Here is a 20,225-nt window from a genome sequence, read left to right on the forward strand (position 1 = left end):
CCTCAGCCCGCACACGCGGGTTTTTCTCCTTAACTCATTGATACTCATACCAACAAGAAATATCTGGAAATGCTCACTACTGAGCAATAGCAAGCTACATTCATAAGCACTATTGAGCTATTCCATATAGTGTCTAAATGAAAATGTACCGAAAATTATATTTGAGGAGATAAATATGTCACAAAGCCCAACCAATCACCCCGATATCAAACATTCCAAACAACGGCGCTCGCTATTAAAAACTGCGGTAGGAATGTCTGTTCTTGGTATTGCCAGTGGATTAACACTAGCCACGCCTGGAATATCTTACGCAGCAGCATTAACACGTGAAGAGCGAGATAAACTCTCTCCTGACCAAATTATTGCTGGCATGAAAGAAGGGAATATCCGTTTTAGAACAGGCAAGATGCAACAGCATGATTATTTGGCTCAAAAACGTGCCAGTGCTGAAGGCCAATTCCCCGCAGCGGTTATTCTCAGTTGTATAGACTCACGGGCTCCGGCAGAAATTCTGTTTGATACCGGGATTGGTGAAACATTTAATGCCCGTATTGCCGGTAACATTACTAATAACGATTTACTGGGCAGTATGGAGTTTGCCTGCGCGGCTGCGGGAGCAAAAGTAGTTCTGGTCTTGGGGCATACTGCATGTGGCGCAGTACGTGGGGCAATTGACGGCGTAGAACTCGGTAATTTGACCGGATTATTAAATCAAATTAAACCCGCAATTGATGCAACCAAATTTAATGGAGAAAGAACCGGTAAAAATGATCAGTTTGTTGATGCCGTGGCTAAAACCAATGTTCAGCATACGATCAATGAAATACGGAGCCGGAGTAGTATTCTCAATGGATTAGAGAAAGAGGGTAAAATTAAAATAGTTGGCGCAATGTATAATCTCAATGACGGGGTTGTTGAGTTTATTAGTTAATAGATTACAAGCTCCGGACTTTATTGTTCGGAGCAAATTTATAATGCTATCCGGGCCGCTATTCTCCGGGGCTGTTGGCAACTCATAAATTAGGCCAGATTCAATATGGATTCCATCATCTAATTTGTAAACAATATGTTATACAGAAAAACATCACCAAAGACACAGGATAAAAGAAAGTCGTGCTACGCTTTAATTAAGCGAAGATACTAATTTAGCTATTTCTTATAGCCATAGGATTTCTAGACGAATAAGTTCCTTAGCCCCACCGTTATCAGGAGCGTTACCATGAATCCTCCAATATATGTTTGTTAGCCCTATTTAAAAAAAATCAAATAACAGATCACTATTTTACCTGTGTGGGGCCTTAATATGTTTCACTTTGATACTTACGGTACACTCGTTGCTGCAACTCTGGTGCTATTGCTAGGAAGGCAATGTGTCCAGAATATTCCATTTCTGCAAAAATATGCTATCCCCGAACCCATTGCGGGTGGTTTGCTATTCGCATTATTCTTTCTGCTTATTCATCAGACTACCGGCTGGGAGGCCAGTTTTGATACATCGCTACGTGATCCGCTAATGCTGACTTTTTTTGCCTCAATTGGTCTTAATGCGAATCTGGCAAGCTTAAGGGCTGGCGGTAGGGTATTGATAAAGTTTTTTATGGTCGTTATTGGTATGTTGTTACTGCAAAATATGGTTGGCATTGGTATGGCCAAAATGCTGGGGCTGGAGCCACTAATGGGGCTGCTTGTAGGGACCATAACACTTTCTGGTGGGCATGGCACCGGTGCGGCCTGGAGCGCCGTATTTACGGAGAACTACGGCTTAAGTAATGCTACAGAAGTTGCCATGGCCTGTGCCACTTTCGGTTTGGTGTTAGGCGGGTTGATCGCCGGCCCTGTTGCCCTTTATCTTATCAAACATTCCGCCACTCCCAATGGCAGAGCGGAAGATGCCTTGCAACCCACAACCTTCGAGAAACCTCAGTCAGGGCGGATTATCACCGCGCTGGTATTAGTCGAAACTATCGCCATGATTGCTATTTGTTTGATGGCGGGCCGCTATCTCATGGGGGTACTGGCGGGATCTATATTTGAATTACCGGTCTTCGTCTATGTTTTATTTGTCGGGGTCATTCTTAGTAACCTACTCACTTATACCGGGTTTTATCAGGTTTTTGACCGTGCGGTCTCAGTGGTTGGCAACGTCAGTCTCTCCCTTTTTCTAGCAATAGCGCTGATGAGCCTACGATTGTGGGAATTGGCTTCTCTGGCATTACCGATGTTGGCGATTTTATTGGTGCAGACGCTGACCATGGCTCTCTATGCCATCTTTGTCACTTATCGGATTATGGGAAAGAATTATGATGCGGCTGTTCTTGCTGCTGGGCATTGTGGTTTAGGTTTGGGGGCAACCCCGACAGCAATTGCGAATATGCAAGCAATTACAGAGCGTTTCGGGCCATCTCACGTCGCGTTTCTGATTGTACCGATGGTCGGCGCTTTCTTCTTGGATATCGCCAATGCAATAGTGATAAAACTGTCTTTATTATTACCGATGTTTACGCAACTTGGCTAAACGAAGTGTAGCTGCACACTGAATTTGGCCACCTGAATAGAGGTAAGATCATCGCCTCATAGTCTAAACAGATGACATTATGACCGGGCGTAACAGACGCAATTGCCCCAAAAGTCACTTGATGCCGGTTGGGCTTGGTCGAGTTCTAGCGGATTAAATTACCTGTTTAACCCGTTTTTACAAGAGGTTAATTGAGTTCAGTAGAGGCAAATTGGCGGAAGATCACAGGAGTCGAACCTGCCAAGGACCGCTGGCGGCCCCATCTGGATTTGAAGTCCAGCCGCCCCACCGGGGACGATGATCTTCCATTGAGAAAATGGATGGTAAGGGGGGGATTATAGCGTGTTTATTATATGGTGCTATTCATTCAATAAGCATGGTGAATAAATCTCCCCGCAAAGTGCGATTGGAGAGTTATCATCTGCGGCCCAGAGATTGCTAATAACTGACTTCGCCATATTTATCTCGATGCTCTTTCGGGGTGATTGAATAGCCCTTTTTAAATACCGAATAGAAATATTGCAGTGATGGATAACCACACATTTGTGAGATTTCATTGATAGGTAATGAAGTTGCAGACAATAAATTGCGCGCCCGATCGAGTTTTTCTTCATGAATAACACCATGAATAGTCTGCCCAATATCATCTTTAAAGCGCTTTTCCAGATTCGAGCGCGACATCCCTACCGCGTCCAGCACCTGTTCAACCTTAATCCCTTTGCAAGCATGATGACGGATATAATGCATCGCCTGAATGACCGCCGGATCACGCAACGAGCGGAAATCTGTTGAGCGCCGCGCCATCACTTTAACCGGAGGCACTAAAATGCGCTGTAATGGCGGAGCTTCCTGCTGTTTCTGGCGCTGATTAAGCCGTTGATGCAATAATTTAGCAGCTCGATATCCCATTTGTCGGGTTCCTTGCACGACCGATGAAAGCGCCACTCGCGATAAATAGCGAGTTAACTCTTCATTATCAATGCCAATCACACTCAACTTCTCCGGCACCGCAATATCCAGATGCTCGCACACTTGTAATAAATGCCGCGCCCGTGCATCAGTCACAGCAATAATGCCGGTCTGGTGCGGCAAAGTCTGTACCCAGTCTGCCAGCCGATTTTGGGTGTATTGCCAATTGGCTGGCGCGGTAGCCATTCCCTGATAAACCACACCTTGGTATTGCTCCGCTGCCACTAATTGTCGGAAAGCATATTCCCGTTCCTGCGCCCAACGTTTATCACTACTGGCGGGCAATCCGTAGAAAGCGAAACGATTTAAACCCTTCTCTTTCAAATGCATAAAAGCAGCCTCAACCAAGGCTGCATTATCAGTCGCAATATAATCAACGGGCGGATAATCCTCTGGTTGATGATAAGAGCCACCCACGCCGACAATCGGAACATCAACATTCGCCAGTAATTGCTCTATCTGCCGATCATCAAAATCGGCAATAACACCATCGCCTAGCCAATCTCTGATATTTTCGATACGGCAGCGAAAATCCTCTTCAATAAAAATATCCCAGTCGCATTGTGAAGCCTGTAAGTACTCACCGACACCTTCCACCACTTGCCGGTCGTACACTTTATTAGCATTAAATAGCAAGGTTATCCGGTAGCGTTTCTCAAACATGGGAATGGCTCCTGAAATAAGTGGAGGATTGGCGTAACGGACAAAGAGATCAATGCAGTATGGCATTGATCTCTTTGCGAAGATGGGATCATACTCGGCGTTTTGTGGCGGAATCCATCCACACAGCCAGCAGCAAAATTGCGCCTTTGACAATGTACTGCCAGAACGTCGGCACATCCAGCATGCTCATCCCATTGTCGAGAGAAGCCATGATAAATGCCCCCATGACTGCCCCCGCAACACTCCCGATCCCGCCAGCCAGGCTGGTGCCCCCAATGACACAGGCGGCAATCGCATCCAGTTCGGCAATATTACCTGCTGAAGGTGAGCCAGCTCCCAGGCGTGAGCTGAGAATCAAACCTGCCATCGCGACCATCAAACCGTTGATAGCAAATACCGCCAGTTTGGTGCGCTCTACATTAATCCCTGACAAGCGCGCCGCATCAATGTTGCCGCCAATAGCATATATCCGGCGACCAAATGCGGTGCGGGTGGCCATGAAGATACCCGCCAACATCAATGCCGTGAGAATCAGTACCGGCGTAGGAACGCCCCGATAATCATTCAGTAAATATATGGCACCAAGAACAATAACTGCGGTAATAGTTTGACGAGTAACATCACCTTGTGGAGCAGCAACTGGCAGGCCCAGCCGAATACGGTGGCTGCGTCGACGCCACTGCCAGGCAACAAATAGCATCAGCCCAATAGCACCAATACCAAAGCCAAGGCCGTTGGGCAGATAACTTTGACCAATCTGAGACATTGCATTACTGGTCGGCGATACCGTGGTGCCGTTGGTGATACCAATTAAAATACCGCGGAAGGCCAGCATCCCAGCCAAAGTCACAATAAACGAGGGTACTTTTCGATAAGCAACCCACCAGCCATTCCATGCCCCCAAAACCAACCCTAACCCCAGTGTAACCACAATGGTTAGAGGGAGCGGCCAACCGAGCCACACATCAAAAATAGCCGCCGCACCGCCTAATAAACCCATCATTGAGCCGACTGATAAATCAATTTCTGCCGAAATAATGACAAAAACCATCCCCACAGCCAAAATGCCGGTGATAGCAGTTTGGCGCAGTAAATTTGAGATATTCCGCGCGCTGAGATACGCCCCTTCGGTGGTGAAAGTGAAAAATAGCATAATCACGGCGATAGCCGCCAACATGACAAAAACTTGTAAATTGACCGATTTCAGTCGGAATAATGGCTTTTTATCGCCATTTTCAGGCGAATTAACTTCAGTTTGATTAGCTTGCGACATGGGTTTCACTCCTGAGTGCGGCTTCCATGACCTTTTCTTGCGTCAGATTATGGTTAATGAGATCGGCTTTAATACGTCCCTGATGCATGACCAACACCCGATCACTTAATCCCAAGACCTCCGGTAGTTCAGAGGAAATCACAATGACCGCAATCCCCTGCTGGACTAATTGATTGATAAGTTTATAAATTTCATATTTTGCACCAATATCAATACCGCGCGTCGGTTCATCAAGAATCAAAATTCGGGGGTTCAGTAATAAACATTTGGCGAGAATGGCTTTTTGCTGATTGCCCCCACTAAGGCGCGCAATGGCCAGTTCCGAAGAGGAGGTTTTCACCTTTAATCGAGCCAGGGACTGCACAATAGTTGATTGTTCTTTCGCGTCATCCAACATGCTGAAAGAGCCAGTGAAGTCATCTAAGGCAGCCAGTGTGATATTCGCCCCCACCCCCATAACCGGTACGATGCCATCTTTTTTGCGATCTTCTGGCACCATGGCAATCCCAAGCTTCATGGCTTGCTGACAATTACTGATGGTCACCGCTTTGCCATCAATAAAAATATCTCCTTGCCAGCGGCCCGGATAAACACCAAACAGGCATTGCACCGTTTCTGTTCGACCCGACCCCACCAGCCCCGCGACGCCCAGTATTTCCCCGCGTTTGAGAGAGAAAGAGACATCATCCACCCGGCGGATATGGCGGTTCACGGGGTGCCAGGCGCAGATGTTTTCCACCCGTAGAATTTCCTCGCCAATATGGTGGGCTTCGTGGGGATAGAGTTCTTTAAGCTCGCGGCCCACCATATTGGCGATAATGTCATCTTCGCTCATGGTTTCCGCAGAACGAGTGCCGATATGGCGGCCATCGCGAATCACACAGATATGATCGGATATCGCTTTCACTTCATTCAATTTGTGTGAGATATAGATGCAGGCAATACCGTGATTACGCAAATCACGGATAATATCCAGCAAAATAGCAGTTTCACTTTCAGTCAATGAGGCTGTCGGCTCATCCAGTACCAGCAAACGTACTTGTTTATTCAGGGCTTTCGCAATTTCAACCAGTTGCTGCTGCCCAAGCCCCAATTCCCCCACCGGGGTATTAGGGTCGACGACCAGTTTGACCTGTGCCAGCATCCGTTGGCAGCGCAAATACATGGCATCGTAGTCCATAATGCCAAAACGCCCCCACTCGGAACCAAGAAACATATTTTCCAGCACCGACATTTGCTTTACCAAGGCTAATTCCTGATGAATTATCGCAATACCTTTTTGTTCCGTTTCCCGAATATTTTTAGCCTGAAGCATTTCACCTGCGAAAATTATTTCCCCTTGATAAGAACCTGAGGGGTAAATACCACATAACACTTTCATTAGTGTGGATTTTCCAGAGCCATTCTCACCACACAACGATAATACTTGCCCGGCTTCCAGTGTCAGGCTGATATTATCTACCGCCTTAACGACGCCGAATTGCTTAGTAATATTTTTCATTTCTAGCAGGTAGGGCATAATTCCCTCCATATATCCTTTGTTCTTGAAATTGCAGCATGATTAGCTACAACCTCAAGAACTTCAGATATATTAAACATCGAAAAAGAAATTAATAAATATCAGCTTTCTTGTGGAAACCATCAGCAATAATTGTGCTGTCGATATTATTTTTGTCCACTTGAATTGGTGTCAGCAAATAAGACGGGACATCTTTTATGCCGTTATTTAATTTACTGTTTGATTTTGGTTCCTCGCCTTTCCCTAATGTCACTGCAATTTCTGCGGCATCATTTGCTAATTTACTGATTGGCTTATATACAGTCATGGTTTGGGTGCCCGCAACAATCCGTTTTATTGCCGCTAAATCAGCATCCTGCCCAGAAATAGCCACTTTACCCGCCAATCCTTGCGCAGCTAGTGCCTGGATAGCCCCGCCCGCGGTAGCATCATTAGACGCCACGACAGCATCAATTTTATTATTGTTAGCTGTTAACGCATTTTCCATTATTTTCAATGCATTTTCCGGTAACCAGGCATCAACCCACTGGTCACCTACTATTTTTATTTTCCCTTCTTTTATCAATGGATTAAGCACTGTCATCTGACCCTGACGGAACAGTTTGGCATTATTGTCGACTGGCGAACCGCCCATCAGGAAATAATTGCCCTGAGGTACTCGTTCAATCAGACTTTTAGCTTGTAATTCACCCACTTTCTCATTATCGAAGGAGATATAAAAATCAATATCAGCATTATTTATCATACGGTCATAAGCTAATACCTTTATTCCCTCCCGTTTTGCCTCGGCGATCACATTACTTAATACTTGCCCGTTATAAGGAATAATAACCAGCACATCGACACCACGATTAATCATATTTTCAATCTGTGACATTTGGGTTTCTTCATTGCCATTTGCCGATTGAACAAATACTTTAGCGCCGAGGGACTCGGCTTTGTTAACAAAAATATCGCGGTCTTTCTGCCAGCGTTCAAGACGGAGGTCGTCTATCGCCATACCGATTTTAATTTCTTTACTGAATCCTGGCTGGCTAAACATGACCAGCGCGGCGCATGCGGAGAGTAAAATGTTCTTGAATTTCATCTTTCGGTACCTTTCTTATTGTGCAAGCAGGGTAAGAGAAACGGTAAACATCAACTGCAATAGGGATTGTTGTCGCTTATTTGCACATCAGCAATTACAGATTTTCATCCGCCAATTATGTTTTTTGGTTTAATGTTAATTTTATGATAACGATCATGTTTTCTTTCCTGCAAAATGCATAATTCCAACAAGAGATGTTATCCGCACAATGAATATCAGAGATTCTTTATCATTAATCGGGTATTTATGAGATCTGCACCACAATTAATAATTCTCTGAATTTAAGTGTGAAATAACGTAATTGAGAGAACAGTAAACAACTCCGAAGATAAAAGCTCACCAACCCGAAAATGCGGGTCAGCTTCCAAGGAGTATTGCATGCAATCTTATTTTGATGAATTAGAACAAGTGCGTTACGAAGGCAGCCAGAGCACTAACCCACTGGCATTTCATCACTACAATCCGGATGAAATTATCCTTGGTAAGCGAATGGCCGACCACCTACGGTTCGCCGCCTGTTACTGGCATACATTCTGCTGGGGTGGCGCGGATATGTTTGGTAGCAATGCCTTTGAGCGCCCATGGCAACAACCGGGAGACGCGCTGGCACTGGCAAAACGCAAAGCCGATGTTGCTTTTGAATTCTTCCATAAGCTGAATGTGCCTTATTACTGCTTCCACGATGTCGATGTGTCACCAGAGGGCTCATCATTAAAAGAATATCTGAATAATTTTGCCGTCATGACCGATGTATTGGCAGAGAAGCAAGAGAGCAGCGGAGTGAAATTACTTTGGGGCACAGCCAACTGCTTCACCCACCCGCGCTATGGGGCCGGGGCCGCGACTAATCCCGACCCGGAAGTCTTTAGCTGGGCCGCCACCCAAGTCTTTACCGCCATGAATGCCACCCAAAAACTTGGCGGCGAAAACTATGTCTTATGGGGCGGGCGCGAGGGTTATGAAACACTGTTAAATACAGATTTACGGCAAGAACGTGAGCAAATTGGTCGCTTTATGCAGATGGTGGTCGAACATAAGCACAAAACCGGTTTCCAGGGCACATTGTTAATCGAGCCAAAACCACAAGAACCGACTAAACATCAGTATGATTATGATGTTGCGACAGTTTATGGTTTCCTCAAGCAGTTTGGGTTGGAAAAAGAGATTAAAGTTAACATTGAGGCCAACCATGCCACTTTGGCGGGCCACTCTTTCCATCATGAGATTGCCAGTGCAATTGCATTGGGTATTTTCGGCTCAGTGGATGCTAACCGTGGCGATCCGCAGTTGGGCTGGGATACTGACCAGTTCCCAAACAGTGTCGAAGAAAATGCACTGGTTATGTTTGAAATCCTCAAAGCGGGTGGTTTTACTACTGGCGGGCTGAATTTTGATGCCAAAGTACGCCGCCAAAGCACAGATAAATATGACTTATTCTATGGACATATTGGCGCGATGGATACCATGGCATTGGCACTGAAAATTGCCGCAAAAATGATTGAAGATGGTCAATTGGATCAGCAAGTTGCTCAACGTTATGCCGGTTGGAATACAGAGTTGGGGCAACAGATCCTAAAAGGAAAAATGTCATTGGAAGATTTGGCGCGCTATGCCGGCCAGCATAATCTGAACCCTCATCACCAAAGCGGGCATCAAGAGCAGCTGGAAAATCTGGTTAACCGCTATATCTTTGGCTGATAACTTTATTTATCTGATATCTGCGGCGAATAGGTAAAGATTTATCTCAAAACAGCAAATAGGCGGGAAAGATATGTACCGGATGGGCCGTCGGAGCGCCCATCGGTGCAATCGCCCGTCTGGTTCCGCGTGATAAAATAGCCTAATGAATATGAGGAACACATATGTACCTTGGCATCGATTTAGGCACCTCCGGCGTTAAAGCCATTCTCCTGGCCGAAAACGGGCAAGTCATTGCCAGCCAAGGTGCTGCATTATCCGTCTCCCGCCCACATCCTTTATGGTCTGAGCAAAACCCTGCCGATTGGTGGCAGGCCACGGATGAAGCTATGCAAGCATTAGCCGCAGACCATGATTTACAACAGGTCAAAGCACTCGGGCTTACTGGCCAAATGCACGGGGCAACCTTGCTGGATAAACAGCATCAGGTGCTGCGTCCGGCCATTTTATGGAATGACGGCCGCAGTTTTTCGCAGTGTCAGGCGCTGGAAAAAGCGGTACCGGAATCCCGCCAAATTACCGGTAATCTGATGATGCCGGGCTTTACTGCCCCAAAGCTGAAATGGCTGGCAGAACACGAGCCGGATATTTTCAATCATATTGATAAGGTGCTATTACCCAAAGATTATCTGCGTTTTCTAATCAGCGGTGACTTTGCCAGTGATATGTCCGATGCCGCCGGCACAATGTGGCTCGATGTGGCAAAGCGCGACTGGAGCGATGAAATGCTGGCTGCCTGTGGCCTCAATCGCCAGCACATGCCGACACTCTTTGAAGGCAGCCAGATTACCGGCCATGTCAGTGCTGATATTGCGCACCGCTGGGGTATTAATCCTGTCCCCATCGTCGCGGGCGGGGGGGATAATGCCGCTGGCGCAATAGGTGTTGGCTTGTATCAAACCGGGCAGGCGATGTTATCGTTGGGGACATCCGGCGTCTATTTTGCCGTCAGTGATGGCTTCCTGAGCAACCCCGCCAGTGCCGTACACAGCTTTTGCCATGCTTTGCCCAATACCTGGCACCTCATGTCGGTGATGTTGAGTGCGGCATCCTGTCTTGATTGGGCTTGCCAACTCACCGGTGTCGAGAATGTCCCTGCGCTGATTAATCGAGTGGAAAATACTCCGCCGGCCACCACGCCAGTGTGGTTCCTGCCCTATCTCTCCGGTGAGCGCACGCCGCATAACAACCCGAATGCCAAAGGAGCCTTTTGGGGCTTTACTCACCAACATGGCCCAATAGATTTGGCCCGGGCGGTGTTGGAAGGGGTCGGGTTTGCTTTAGCCGACGGGATGGATGCCCTGCATGCCAGTGGATTACAACCTAAATCAGTGACATTGATTGGCGGTGGCGCGCGGAGCGCCTATTGGCGACAAATGTTGGCAGATATTAGTGGCCAGACTTTGGAGTATCGAACAGGAGGTGATGTTGGGCCGGCATTGGGTGCCGCCCGGCTGGCGCAAATTGCTCTCAATCCTGGTGTTCCATTAGCCGATTTATTACCTGCGCTAGCATTGGAACAAACTCATTTGCCAGATGCACAGCGCCATCAGGATTACGCAGCTCGTCGAGTTATTTTCAAAAAGCTTTATCAACAATTACTGCCATTATGTGAATAAGCTAAAATGCACCACAGGTTGTGGAGAAGATTATTTCTTTTCCGCAGCCTGAATCTGACAATGACCAATGGAACAGTTAACCCGGCGAATGATCATCTGACCAAAATCGTCCATATAACCGATGCTATAGTGCTTGCCATTATATCCGGCTGTATTAACTGACTCGGTGCCAAACGGCGCAATCATAACACTATCAAAACCGGGGAAATTACCGCGACTATGCCGGTTTAAATGCCCTAATGTGACGTAATAGGGTGTAGGATTATGAATATTAAGCACTTCGCCTTGTCGAATGAACTGTAATTTCTCCTGCCAGATATCCTTGTCATTCGCTTTAATCAACGCGGGTCGATAAAATAACTTTATTTTACTTTGAATGGCAATTTGTACCGCATGGGCCATTTCATTTTTTGGCGGTATCTCCCGCACATTAAAATAGAATAAAGTTTCACGGTCAGTGGCTAACTGCTCAACATTCGGTAGTGAGATAATGCGCACCAAGTTCTGCTGGCCCGCCTCAATCCGTTGTATCGCCGGCAAGACAGACAATGGACTCTCCACTTTTTGACCGGCTGTATTTTCCAACCATGATTGCGTCAAATAGGGTAATGTCTCACTTTTATTTTGCAGAATGACACTGACTGATGTGTCGGCGCTATTGAAAATAATCCGTGTTCTATCCAAATTTATTGCCGCCTCACTCACCATTGTGGTGACCAGCAGTGCTATTCCCATCAGGATTTTATTTAACGGATAATTTTTTCTGATCGGCATCGCGTTATTAAGACCTTTCATGGTTTATTCCATTCCCATTGATATCGTCATACGGTGAATAATGGTTTTCCCTTAATAAGTGTTTTCGGCCGAAAAACTGTTTTAATGAATCTATTTTCCCATTAACTTTTTAAGCTCGTCACTGGAGATAAAAATCTGGTCCCTTTTACTCCCTATGATGGCCGGATTTGGCATTCCACTCAGGACAAAACACGCGGATGATGGGGTAATACCCACTCGGCGGAGGGCCGGAAATGACCAACAGCGCATTACTGATAATTGATGTCCAACAATCTTTTGAACATAAGTCTTTTTGGCAACAACAAGATATACCCGCATTTTCTGCGGCACTGAACCAACTCATTGCGGGCTGTAAACAGCGGGGAGTCGCACTGGTAGATGTCTTCCATGTTGCCCCAGAAGGCCCGTTTTCACTAGCTTCCGGCTATGTTAAGCCCATGACACTGGTTTCCCATCAAGCAGATGTGACGGTGCAAAAACGGGTGCATAATGCGCTGACAGACTCAGGGCTGGATCAATGGCTGAAAGAGCGACAGATAAATCACCTGATTATTGCGGGAATGCGCACTGAGCAATGTTGTGAAACCACCGCGCGCGTGGCGTCGGACTTGGGCTATCAAGTCACTTTTGTCACGCAGGCCACACTGACGTTTCCAATGACTCAGCCCAATGGCATAGTCCTGAGCAGCACAGAATTAAAATTACGGACGGAAACAGTGCTTGCCGACCGGTTTGCCACCATTCATACCGTGGCACAAACACTGGAAGCACTGGATTCACAACCACCAGTAGAAATTTGTGCTGAAAAAACAGTCAATTGGCAACCGCAACCCTATTTGCCACGGGCTATCGCTCCTGCAGGCATTAAAAATATTAATCGCTGGCAGTTGAAGTGCTATGTGATTCATTATTCGCGGGCATTGGATGCCACGCCCGACTATGCCCCAGCCTATCAACTCGTTGAGCAGTGGCTACCGCATGATGCCGAAACTGTCGATCGCCCCGGTGTAGGTTTTGTGATTGAGCATCAGGGGAAAACATTGAATTATCTGATTGTTGGATGGTGGGATAACGAAAATGAATTGCGCGTGAAAGTCTGGGTACAGGAACAGGGAGTTTGGCGTGCCGCGCGCGATGAATCTTTCTGCGTGTGGGATTTGCAGGTCATGGCCTTTGAACGCAATGCTTTTGTTGATACTTTGCTACAGCAGACTCCGGATATTCCGGCTTATATGAACCGTTATCTGACGGTAACTGTGGACTAACCATGCAACGAAATGTCTATTTTCTCTTGCTGCCCGGCGTGTTGTCGCTGGATTTAACTGGCCCCGCTGAAACATTGCGGCTAGCGGGGTCATTTAATCTTTGTTATATCAGCCCATTGTCTGAAGTGATGTCTTCCACTGGAATGATGTTGGGCCAGTTGCAACCGCTACCAGAGCACTTACCGGAAGGTAGCTTACTGGTGGTTCCTGGTGTGAGCGATTCGCGCCACTACTTTGCGACAGAGGCCGCAGCAGTAGCCCGCCAGTGGTTACAACAGCAGAAAGCCGCCATTGCCCAGCAAAAAACGATATTGGTTTGTGTCTGTTCTGGGGCATTGCTGGCGGCCCAAGCGGGGCTACTGGATGGCTATCAGTGTACAACTCATCATCATGTTCTTGAGCGGCTGCGCCAACAAGCTCCGGCGGCGCAAACCAGAGAAAATCGCATTTTTGTTGAAGATCGCGGGGTGTACACCAGCGCCGGAATTACTGCCGGTATTGATTTGTCCTTGCATCTGATCAGCCGTTATTGCAGCCCACAAACCGCGCTAGAAGTGGCTCGCGAGATGGTGGTTTACTTCCGCCGTTCTGGCGATGACCCCCAACTTTCGCCATGGTTGCGTTACCGCAACCATCTCCATCCGGCGGTGCATCGGGCGCAGGACGTCATGTCCGCAGAGCCACAAGCTGAGTGGCCGCTACTCCAGGTCGCTCAGAAAGCCCATGTTAGCAGCCGCCATTTAACCCGATTATTCCGCGAACATGTCGGGATAAGTGTGCGCGAATTTCATGAACAGTTGCGGGTAGCAATGGCTGAAGTTCGTCTGCAAGAGGGGTTTAATCTGGAGAAAGCGGCACTGGCGGCCGGATTTTCCTCCAGCCGCCAGCTTCGACGCGCGCAACAACGTGGAAAAGTCGTGGCTAACTGACTAACCGCCACCGATCAATACGCTGCAACCCCATCGACAGTAAAGTGCTTAAGGCTAACGCCAGCGCAAAGACATAGAAAATATCCAGTACCGGATACCCTGTGAAATCATAATGATGAGTGCGGATAAAATGAATAATTAGCGCGTGGAAACCATAAATAGCCAACGAATGCCCAGCGAGCCAGCTCAACCAGGCAATCGGCTGATTCAAACAATTTTTAAACCACACCAGCAGAGATACCGCCGCCATAAAGACCAATGGGCCGCAGTACATATAAAATGTATCCGCAAAACTGCCATTGATTCGCGTCTGTTTTTCCGTTGAGATAGCAATAAATATCACGCTCACGATAAACAACAATGCCGCGCCCCAACTGATGGCGCGCCCTCGAGTCTCAAGCATACCAATAGCCCGCCCCAACAGCGCATACAGCAAATAATAGAAAGTGTCGCCGTAGATATAGAGATTTATTGGCAGTAGCTGAAAGCCGCCTATGGAGTATTTACTGGTCTGCGGATTGGCTACCACGGCCAGCAACACAATAGCGACCGCCAAATAGCGGCCAGATACCGGTTTGACATTAATCAGCGGTGAGACCAGATAAATCACGATAATGGCGTAGAAAAACCACAAATGATAAAACACCGGTTTTTGCAGGATACTTTTTAGTGATGCTAAGCCATCAATGGGGGTCAGGGTCGAAATATAAATAAGAGCAATCAAACTGTAGAACAACAGACACAACCCGATACGGGTAAAGTGCTTTTTCTTGGCGCTTTTTTCACCAAAAAACAGGTAGCCGGAGATCATAAAGAACAACGGCACACATGCACGGGAAGCCGAATTCAGCAGATTGGCAACATCCCAGTTTGCCTCCCCCACCTGCGCACCACTGGTGACATAATAGGTCGTAGCATGGATCATGACCACCATAATGCAGGCGACAGCCCGCAGATTATCAATCCAGCCAATCTTATTGGTCATGCATACTCTCTATCACCTGTCTTGCCTTTCGCGTTTATAAAAGCGCTTATATATTTAGGACGCCAATAATCAGGTTGCAAACAATAACGTAAATTTGACTTATACCCAAAGTAAATGAAACAGCATCAAACCGTCAGCAAACTATTGCTATACTTCACTATCAGCGGCAAAATAGCCGTCCTAATGCGCTCTGACTGTACATCTTGCCTGAGCGCTCCCAGTTTTTTATGTTTACTATTAATAGCTTAATTTATGCAAACTTCATTCTCACCCGCGACGCGCTTAGGTCGACGGGCGCTTTTATTTCCCTTGTGTTTGGTATTATTCGAGTTTGCCGCCTATATCGCCAACGATATGATTCAGCCCGGTATGCTGGCGGTAGTCGCAGATTTTAATGCCAGTATTGAGTGGGTTCCGACATCCATGACCGCATATCTGGCGGGCGGGATGTTTCTGCAATGGCTACTTGGGCCATTGTCGGATCGCCGTGGACGTCGCCCGGTCATGCTGGTTGGTGTCGCATTCTTTGTGGTGACGTGCCTTGCCATATTGTTGGTCACAACAATTGAACAGTTTATCGCCATGCGTTTCTTGCAAGGCATCGGCTTGTGCTTTATCGGTGCCGTCGGCTACGCCACTATTCAGGAATCATTTGAAGAAGCGGTGTGTATCAAAATCACCGCGTTGATGGCAAATGTGGCATTAATTGCGCCGTTGCTCGGCCCCTTGGCCGGTGCCGCCTTGATTCATGTCGCCCCATGGCAGTCCATGTTTGTGATATTTGCCGTACTGGGTGCGATTTCATTTGCGGGCTTGTGGCGTGCAATGCCGGAAACCGCCACACGCAGAGGAGAAAAGCTGTCAGTAGGCGCGATGTGGCATGATTATAAGCAAGTGCTCGCTAACCGCCGCTTCCTGTGCGGCTCGCTGGCTCTGGGCTTTGCCAGTTTACCCTTGCTGACATGGATTGCCCAATCTCCGGTGATTCTCATCAGCGGTGAGCAGTTATCAACAGTTGAATACGGTATCTTGCAGGTTCCGATTTTCGGCGCACTGATTATTGGTAACCTGACACTGGCGAAATTGAGCGGTAAAACCAGTATTCCGCAGCTTATCCGCTATGGTGCTGGCCCGATGATTATTGGCCTGATGATTGCCGCCGGCTCAACACTCTACTCATCTCATGCTTATCTGTGGATGACCGCCGGTCTGAGCCTCTATGCCTTTGGTATCGGCCTGGCGAACGCCGGTTTGGTACGGCTGACGCTATTCTCCAGCGATATCAGTAAAGGGACGGTGTCAGCCGCCATGGGGATGATCAGTATGATGGTCTTCACCTTGGGGATTGAATTTGCCAAAGTGGCATATCTGTGGGGGAACAGCGGTATCTTCAATCTGTTCAATTTAATCAGTGGCTTACTGTGGTTGGCTTTAGTGATGATTTTTATCCGCCGCCAGCCAGACTCATTAGCTGCGGAGTAATATTGCAGGAGGCGTGTCACTTAATATCTGTTAGACAGACTTAATGCACGCCCCCGCTCAGAGGCTCAGTTCACAGAAGAAAATAACCCACTATCACGCAATAAATGGTCATTGCCCCGACGACGGGTGAAGCCGCTGCGGTCAAAGAATTCAAGGATTTGAATCGCCAGTTTGCGGCCAATCCCCAGCCTATCACGGAAATCTGCTGCGCTGGCGCTACCTTGGCTGGCATCCAGTTCACGCACCAAATCAGCAAACTGCTCAATACGCTGACTCAAATAGTAGCGGTCCGGGACAATTGCGGTGATGTGGCCCAGCTGAGCGGCTTTGCGTAATACACCGCGCATCTCACTTTCATCCATTCCCAGCTCTGTGGCTAAGTCCCGCACCCACCATGGAGAGTCAACAAAATTGGGGGCAACTTGCTGCCATAGCGCCTGTTCTTGTGCAGTAAATCCCAACCCATGATTGGGCAGATGCAACCAGCCGCGCGTATTTTTTAATGTGCCCTGCGCCAGCATATTGTCAATCAAACGAAACACGAGCGCTTCATCCAATGTCGGCAATGCCATGCGCCGCAAACGTGCCCGCCCTAACCCTAACTGGTCACTATGTTGCTGATGATACAGGCACAAAACGTGCAATAAGGTTTGTTGTGCTTGTTGGGCATGAGGGCTCGACAATGCAATATCACCCGCAACAACACAGTCAGTACCTGCCAATAATGTTGCCATATCATGGCTGTTAAGCTGACGTGCCCAACTGAACTTGCGCAAAGAAATCGGGCCTTGTGCCAAATGCAATGCCAGCACTTCGCGGTCTGTCGTTGCCTGTGCTAATGCGGTTAACCATGCTAAAAATGCCGGTTGCCGTTTACCGCGTTTGGGTACGTCCAAATGAATGACCCGCGCGCCTCCCAATGTCTTCTTCGCAGCAATGTCCCGCAGGATCAGCCGATCATTCTCAGCTAGCCACAGAGGGTTATCCAGCAATAGCTCGGCCAGTATCAGTTGGGTCTTATTATCAGATTGAGGATTGTTGAGCAGAGAGAAACGTCCAGTAATATGGCTGGCAGCATGATGTAAATGCAAAGGTTGCCAGTGCTGTATGGGTTCATCGGCATCGACGATAACCAATACTCGATCCACAGCCTCTGGCGGCTGCTGCAATAATAGCCAATCGCCGCGATTGATCTGCTCTTTACTAATATCGCCAGTGATATTTAGCGCGATACGCTGACCAGCTTGCGCTTGCTGCGTATCCTGGTTTTGAGCATGTATGCCCCGCACCCGCACTGGGCAATCACTGCCCGTGAGCCATAGAGTGTCACCCACCGCCACTTTGCCCGCTAACGCCGTGCCTGTGACCACTAAACCTGCGCCTTTCACACTGAAAGCGCGGTCGATAGCCAGCCGAAAACGCCGCTGCAATCGGCCATTATTTTCATCTTGCTGATAGGATTGCGCCAGATGATCGCGCAATTCGCTAATACCGCGGCCAATCGTCGCGGCAGTTACAAATAGAGAGACTTGCTCGGCTTGCCAGCCTTGGGCCAACAGTTCTGTCATCACCTGCTGGCGAACCTGCGCGATACGCTCGCCATCAACTCGGTCGGCCTTCGTCAGCGCGACAGTCAATCTCGGGCGGCCCGTCAGTCGCAAAATAGCTAAGTGCTCACGGGTTTGCGCCATCACGCCATCATCACAAGCCACCACCAGCAAAGCATGATTAATACCGCCCACGCCCGCCAACATATTGGCAAGAAATTTCTCATGCCCAGGGACATCAATAAACCCGATAATGCTGCCATCAGGTTGGGGCCAATAGGCATAACCCAGGTCAATGGTCATGCCACGCTGCTTTTCTTCGGGTAGGCGATCAGCATTCACGCCAGTAATAGCTTGTAAAAGTGTTGTTTTGCCGTGGTCAACATGACCCGCGGTTGCAATAATCATGGTGCCAATTCCCTGAGCAAAGTTGCTTCATCCTCGAGACAGCGTAAATCTAACCATAAACGCCCATCAGCCACGCGGCCAATAATGGGTTTAGCCAAGCCACGCCAGCGCACCGTGAGAGCTTCCAGAGCGCTTCCGCTACCATCTTTAGGGGCGAATGTTACCGCCCAACTGGGTAACCGATCCACCGGTAAAGACCCACTGCCAATCTGCGACCAGCATGATTCTACAGCCAGTGTAAAATCAGCACCATAGCTGCCATTGAGGGCCGCCAACACCCGCTGAGCGCTCTCGGCAATATCCTGCGCCGGACGAGTCAGTAGCCGCATAGTCGGTAATAACTGACTCAAGCGATCGGGCTGCTGATAGAGACGCAAAGTCGCATCCAGCGCGGCGAGTGTCATTTTATCGGCCCGCAGCACCCGTTTGAGCGGATGTTGCTGCAATTGGTCAATCCACTGTTTTTTACCGAGAATTATCCCCGCCTGAGGGCCACCGAGCAGTTTATCTCCTGAGAAAGTCACTAAATCGACTCCCGCTGCAATCAGTTGCTGTGGCATTGGTTCCGCCGGTAAACCGTAGCGAGTCATATCCACCAGCGAACCGCTGCCCAGATCTGTTGCGGTCGGAATAGCAAATTCATGTCCCAAAACAGCCAGTTGCTGCTCCGCAACTGAGGCCGTAAAACCTTCAATACTGTAATTGCTGGTATGCACTTTCATCAGCAAGCCCGTGTGTTCATTTATGGCCTGGCGATAATCTTTCAGATGGGTTCGATTGGTGGTACCGACCTCAACCAGCTCGCATCCGGCCTGGCGCATCACATCCGGGATGCGAAAAGCACCGCCAATTTCAACCAATTCACCACGAGAAACCACCACTTGCTTTCCGGCAGCCATGACGGTTAGCATCAAAAATACCGCAGCGGCATTATTATTAACAATGCAGGCATCTTCCGCCCCGGTCAGTTCACAGAGTAAATCGGCTACCGCGCGATCACGATGGCCGCGACCTGCGCCACTCAAAGAATATTCGAGAGTCACCGCGCCACGCATGGCATCAGTGACCGCCGCAATAGCGGACTCCGCTAAAGGCGCTCGCCCTAAATTGGTGTGTAAAACAGTGCCGGAGAGGTTAAAGACGGGTTTTAAAGCGGGTTGACGTTGGCTCAGGCGTTGACGTAAAGCCGTGGGCCAATCCGTACACCAATCAGCCAATGTATGAAATTGACGAATATATTCGCGAGCTTCAGCCTGCATCAAACGCAGGGTTTCAGTTAACAATACTGCGCCATATTCATCGAGCAAAGGGGCCATTTCTGGCACCCGTAGCATACTGTCTATGGCCGGTAACTGACTGTAAAGATGATGGGGTTCTGCGCTCATAGTCACTCAGCGGGGTTAATTAAATGAGATAGAGCCAACGTTAAGTCCTATTCACCTGAAAAATTACTCACCTGTAGACCTATTCA

At 48.2% G+C, this 20,225-nt stretch carries 15 protein-coding genes and 1 tRNA gene; 7 read left to right on the forward strand and 9 right to left on the reverse strand.

Annotation, left to right across the window (positions count from 1 at the left end):
• The first annotated feature begins 175 nt into the window (after nt 1-175).
• Together F0T03_RS21010 and gltS are read left to right on the forward strand one after the other, a co-directional pair.
• The gene (locus F0T03_RS21010) at nt 176-931 is read left to right on the forward strand and encodes a carbonic anhydrase (protein WP_159680515.1); all 756 of its coding nucleotides are present in this window, start codon (nt 176-178) and stop codon (nt 929-931) included.
• Between the two features lie 372 nt (nt 932-1,303).
• The gene (gltS, locus tag F0T03_RS21015) at nt 1,304-2,515 is read left to right on the forward strand and encodes a sodium/glutamate symporter (RefSeq protein WP_159680517.1); all 1,212 of its coding nucleotides are present in this window, start codon (nt 1,304-1,306) and stop codon (nt 2,513-2,515) included.
• A 212-nt stretch (nt 2,516-2,727) separates the two neighbouring features.
• On the opposite strand, the gene F0T03_RS21020 is transcribed toward gltS, so the two are convergent.
• The 5 genes from F0T03_RS21020 to xylF form a co-directional block, all read right to left on the reverse strand.
• Nucleotides 2,728-2,822, reverse strand: a tRNA-Sec gene (locus tag F0T03_RS21020).
• Between the two features lie 131 nt (nt 2,823-2,953).
• A complete protein-coding gene (xylR, locus tag F0T03_RS21025; RefSeq protein ID WP_159680519.1) occupies nt 2,954-4,147 on the reverse strand; it encodes a D-xylose utilization transcriptional activator XylR in 1,194 nt (397 codons plus the stop codon).
• A gap of 88 nt (nt 4,148-4,235) precedes the next feature.
• Nucleotides 4,236-5,420: a xylose ABC transporter permease XylH gene (gene xylH / locus F0T03_RS21030; protein ID WP_145555277.1), complete on the reverse strand. Its 1,185-nt coding sequence runs from the start codon at nt 5,418-5,420 to the stop codon at nt 4,236-4,238.
• Nucleotides 5,407-6,939 (reverse strand): xylose ABC transporter ATP-binding protein, encoded by a 1,533-nt coding sequence (locus F0T03_RS21035; RefSeq protein WP_145555278.1) that lies wholly within the window; start codon nt 6,937-6,939, stop codon nt 5,407-5,409. The genes xylH and F0T03_RS21035 overlap by 14 nt, the downstream gene beginning before the upstream one ends.
• Nucleotides 6,940-7,030: 91 nt before the next feature.
• Nucleotides 7,031-8,026, reverse strand: coding sequence for a D-xylose ABC transporter substrate-binding protein (gene xylF / locus F0T03_RS21040; RefSeq protein ID WP_145555279.1), 996 nt, complete (start codon nt 8,024-8,026; stop codon nt 7,031-7,033).
• A 378-nt stretch (nt 8,027-8,404) separates the two neighbouring features.
• Between xylF and xylA the strand changes: the two genes are divergently transcribed.
• A complete protein-coding gene (xylA, locus tag F0T03_RS21045; RefSeq protein WP_145555280.1) occupies nt 8,405-9,724 on the forward strand; it encodes a xylose isomerase in 1,320 nt (439 codons plus the stop codon).
• A 164-nt stretch (nt 9,725-9,888) separates the two neighbouring features.
• On the forward strand, nt 9,889-11,343 hold the full coding sequence (gene xylB, locus F0T03_RS21050; protein ID WP_159680522.1) for a xylulokinase: 1,455 nt from the start codon (nt 9,889-9,891) through the stop codon (nt 11,341-11,343).
• A gap of 30 nt (nt 11,344-11,373) precedes the next feature.
• On the opposite strand, the gene F0T03_RS21055 is transcribed toward xylB, so the two are convergent.
• The gene (locus F0T03_RS21055) at nt 11,374-12,138 is read right to left on the reverse strand and encodes a fimbrial biogenesis chaperone (protein ID WP_159680524.1); all 765 of its coding nucleotides are present in this window, start codon (nt 12,136-12,138) and stop codon (nt 11,374-11,376) included.
• A 233-nt stretch (nt 12,139-12,371) separates the two neighbouring features.
• On the opposite strand from F0T03_RS21055, the gene F0T03_RS21060 reads away from it, so the two are divergent.
• Both F0T03_RS21060 and F0T03_RS21065 read left to right on the forward strand, forming a co-directional pair.
• On the forward strand, nt 12,372-13,403 hold the full coding sequence (locus F0T03_RS21060) for an isochorismatase family protein (RefSeq protein ID WP_159680526.1): 1,032 nt from the start codon (nt 12,372-12,374) through the stop codon (nt 13,401-13,403).
• A gap of 2 nt (nt 13,404-13,405) precedes the next feature.
• Nucleotides 13,406-14,332, forward strand: a complete 927-nt coding sequence (locus tag F0T03_RS21065) for a GlxA family transcriptional regulator (RefSeq protein ID WP_159680528.1) — start codon at nt 13,406-13,408, stop codon at nt 14,330-14,332.
• On the opposite strand, the gene F0T03_RS21070 is transcribed toward F0T03_RS21065, so the two are convergent.
• Entirely contained in the window at nt 14,325-15,317 is a 993-nt protein-coding gene (locus F0T03_RS21070) for an acyltransferase (RefSeq protein ID WP_159680530.1), read from the reverse strand. The genes F0T03_RS21065 and F0T03_RS21070 overlap by 8 nt on opposite strands.
• A gap of 252 nt (nt 15,318-15,569) precedes the next feature.
• Between F0T03_RS21070 and F0T03_RS21075 the strand changes: the two genes are divergently transcribed.
• Nucleotides 15,570-16,799: an MFS transporter gene (locus tag F0T03_RS21075; RefSeq protein WP_145555286.1), complete on the forward strand. Its 1,230-nt coding sequence runs from the start codon at nt 15,570-15,572 to the stop codon at nt 16,797-16,799.
• Nucleotides 16,800-16,864: 65 nt separating this feature from the next.
• Here F0T03_RS21075 and selB read toward each other — a convergent pair whose 3' ends face one another.
• Nucleotides 16,865-18,754 carry a selenocysteine-specific translation elongation factor gene (selB, locus tag F0T03_RS21080; protein WP_159680532.1) on the reverse strand — a complete coding sequence of 630 codons (1,890 nt, stop codon included), beginning with the start codon at nt 18,752-18,754 and terminating at the stop codon, nt 16,865-16,867.
• Complete coding sequence (selA, locus tag F0T03_RS21085) at nt 18,751-20,139, reverse strand: L-seryl-tRNA(Sec) selenium transferase (RefSeq protein ID WP_159680534.1); 1,389 nt, start codon at nt 20,137-20,139, stop codon at nt 18,751-18,753. The genes selB and selA overlap by 4 nt, the downstream gene beginning before the upstream one ends.
• Nucleotides 20,140-20,225: the final 86 nt, after the last annotated feature.

The organism is Yersinia canariae, from assembly GCF_009831415.1.
Classification (GTDB): Bacteria; Pseudomonadota; Gammaproteobacteria; order Enterobacterales; family Enterobacteriaceae; genus Yersinia; species Yersinia canariae.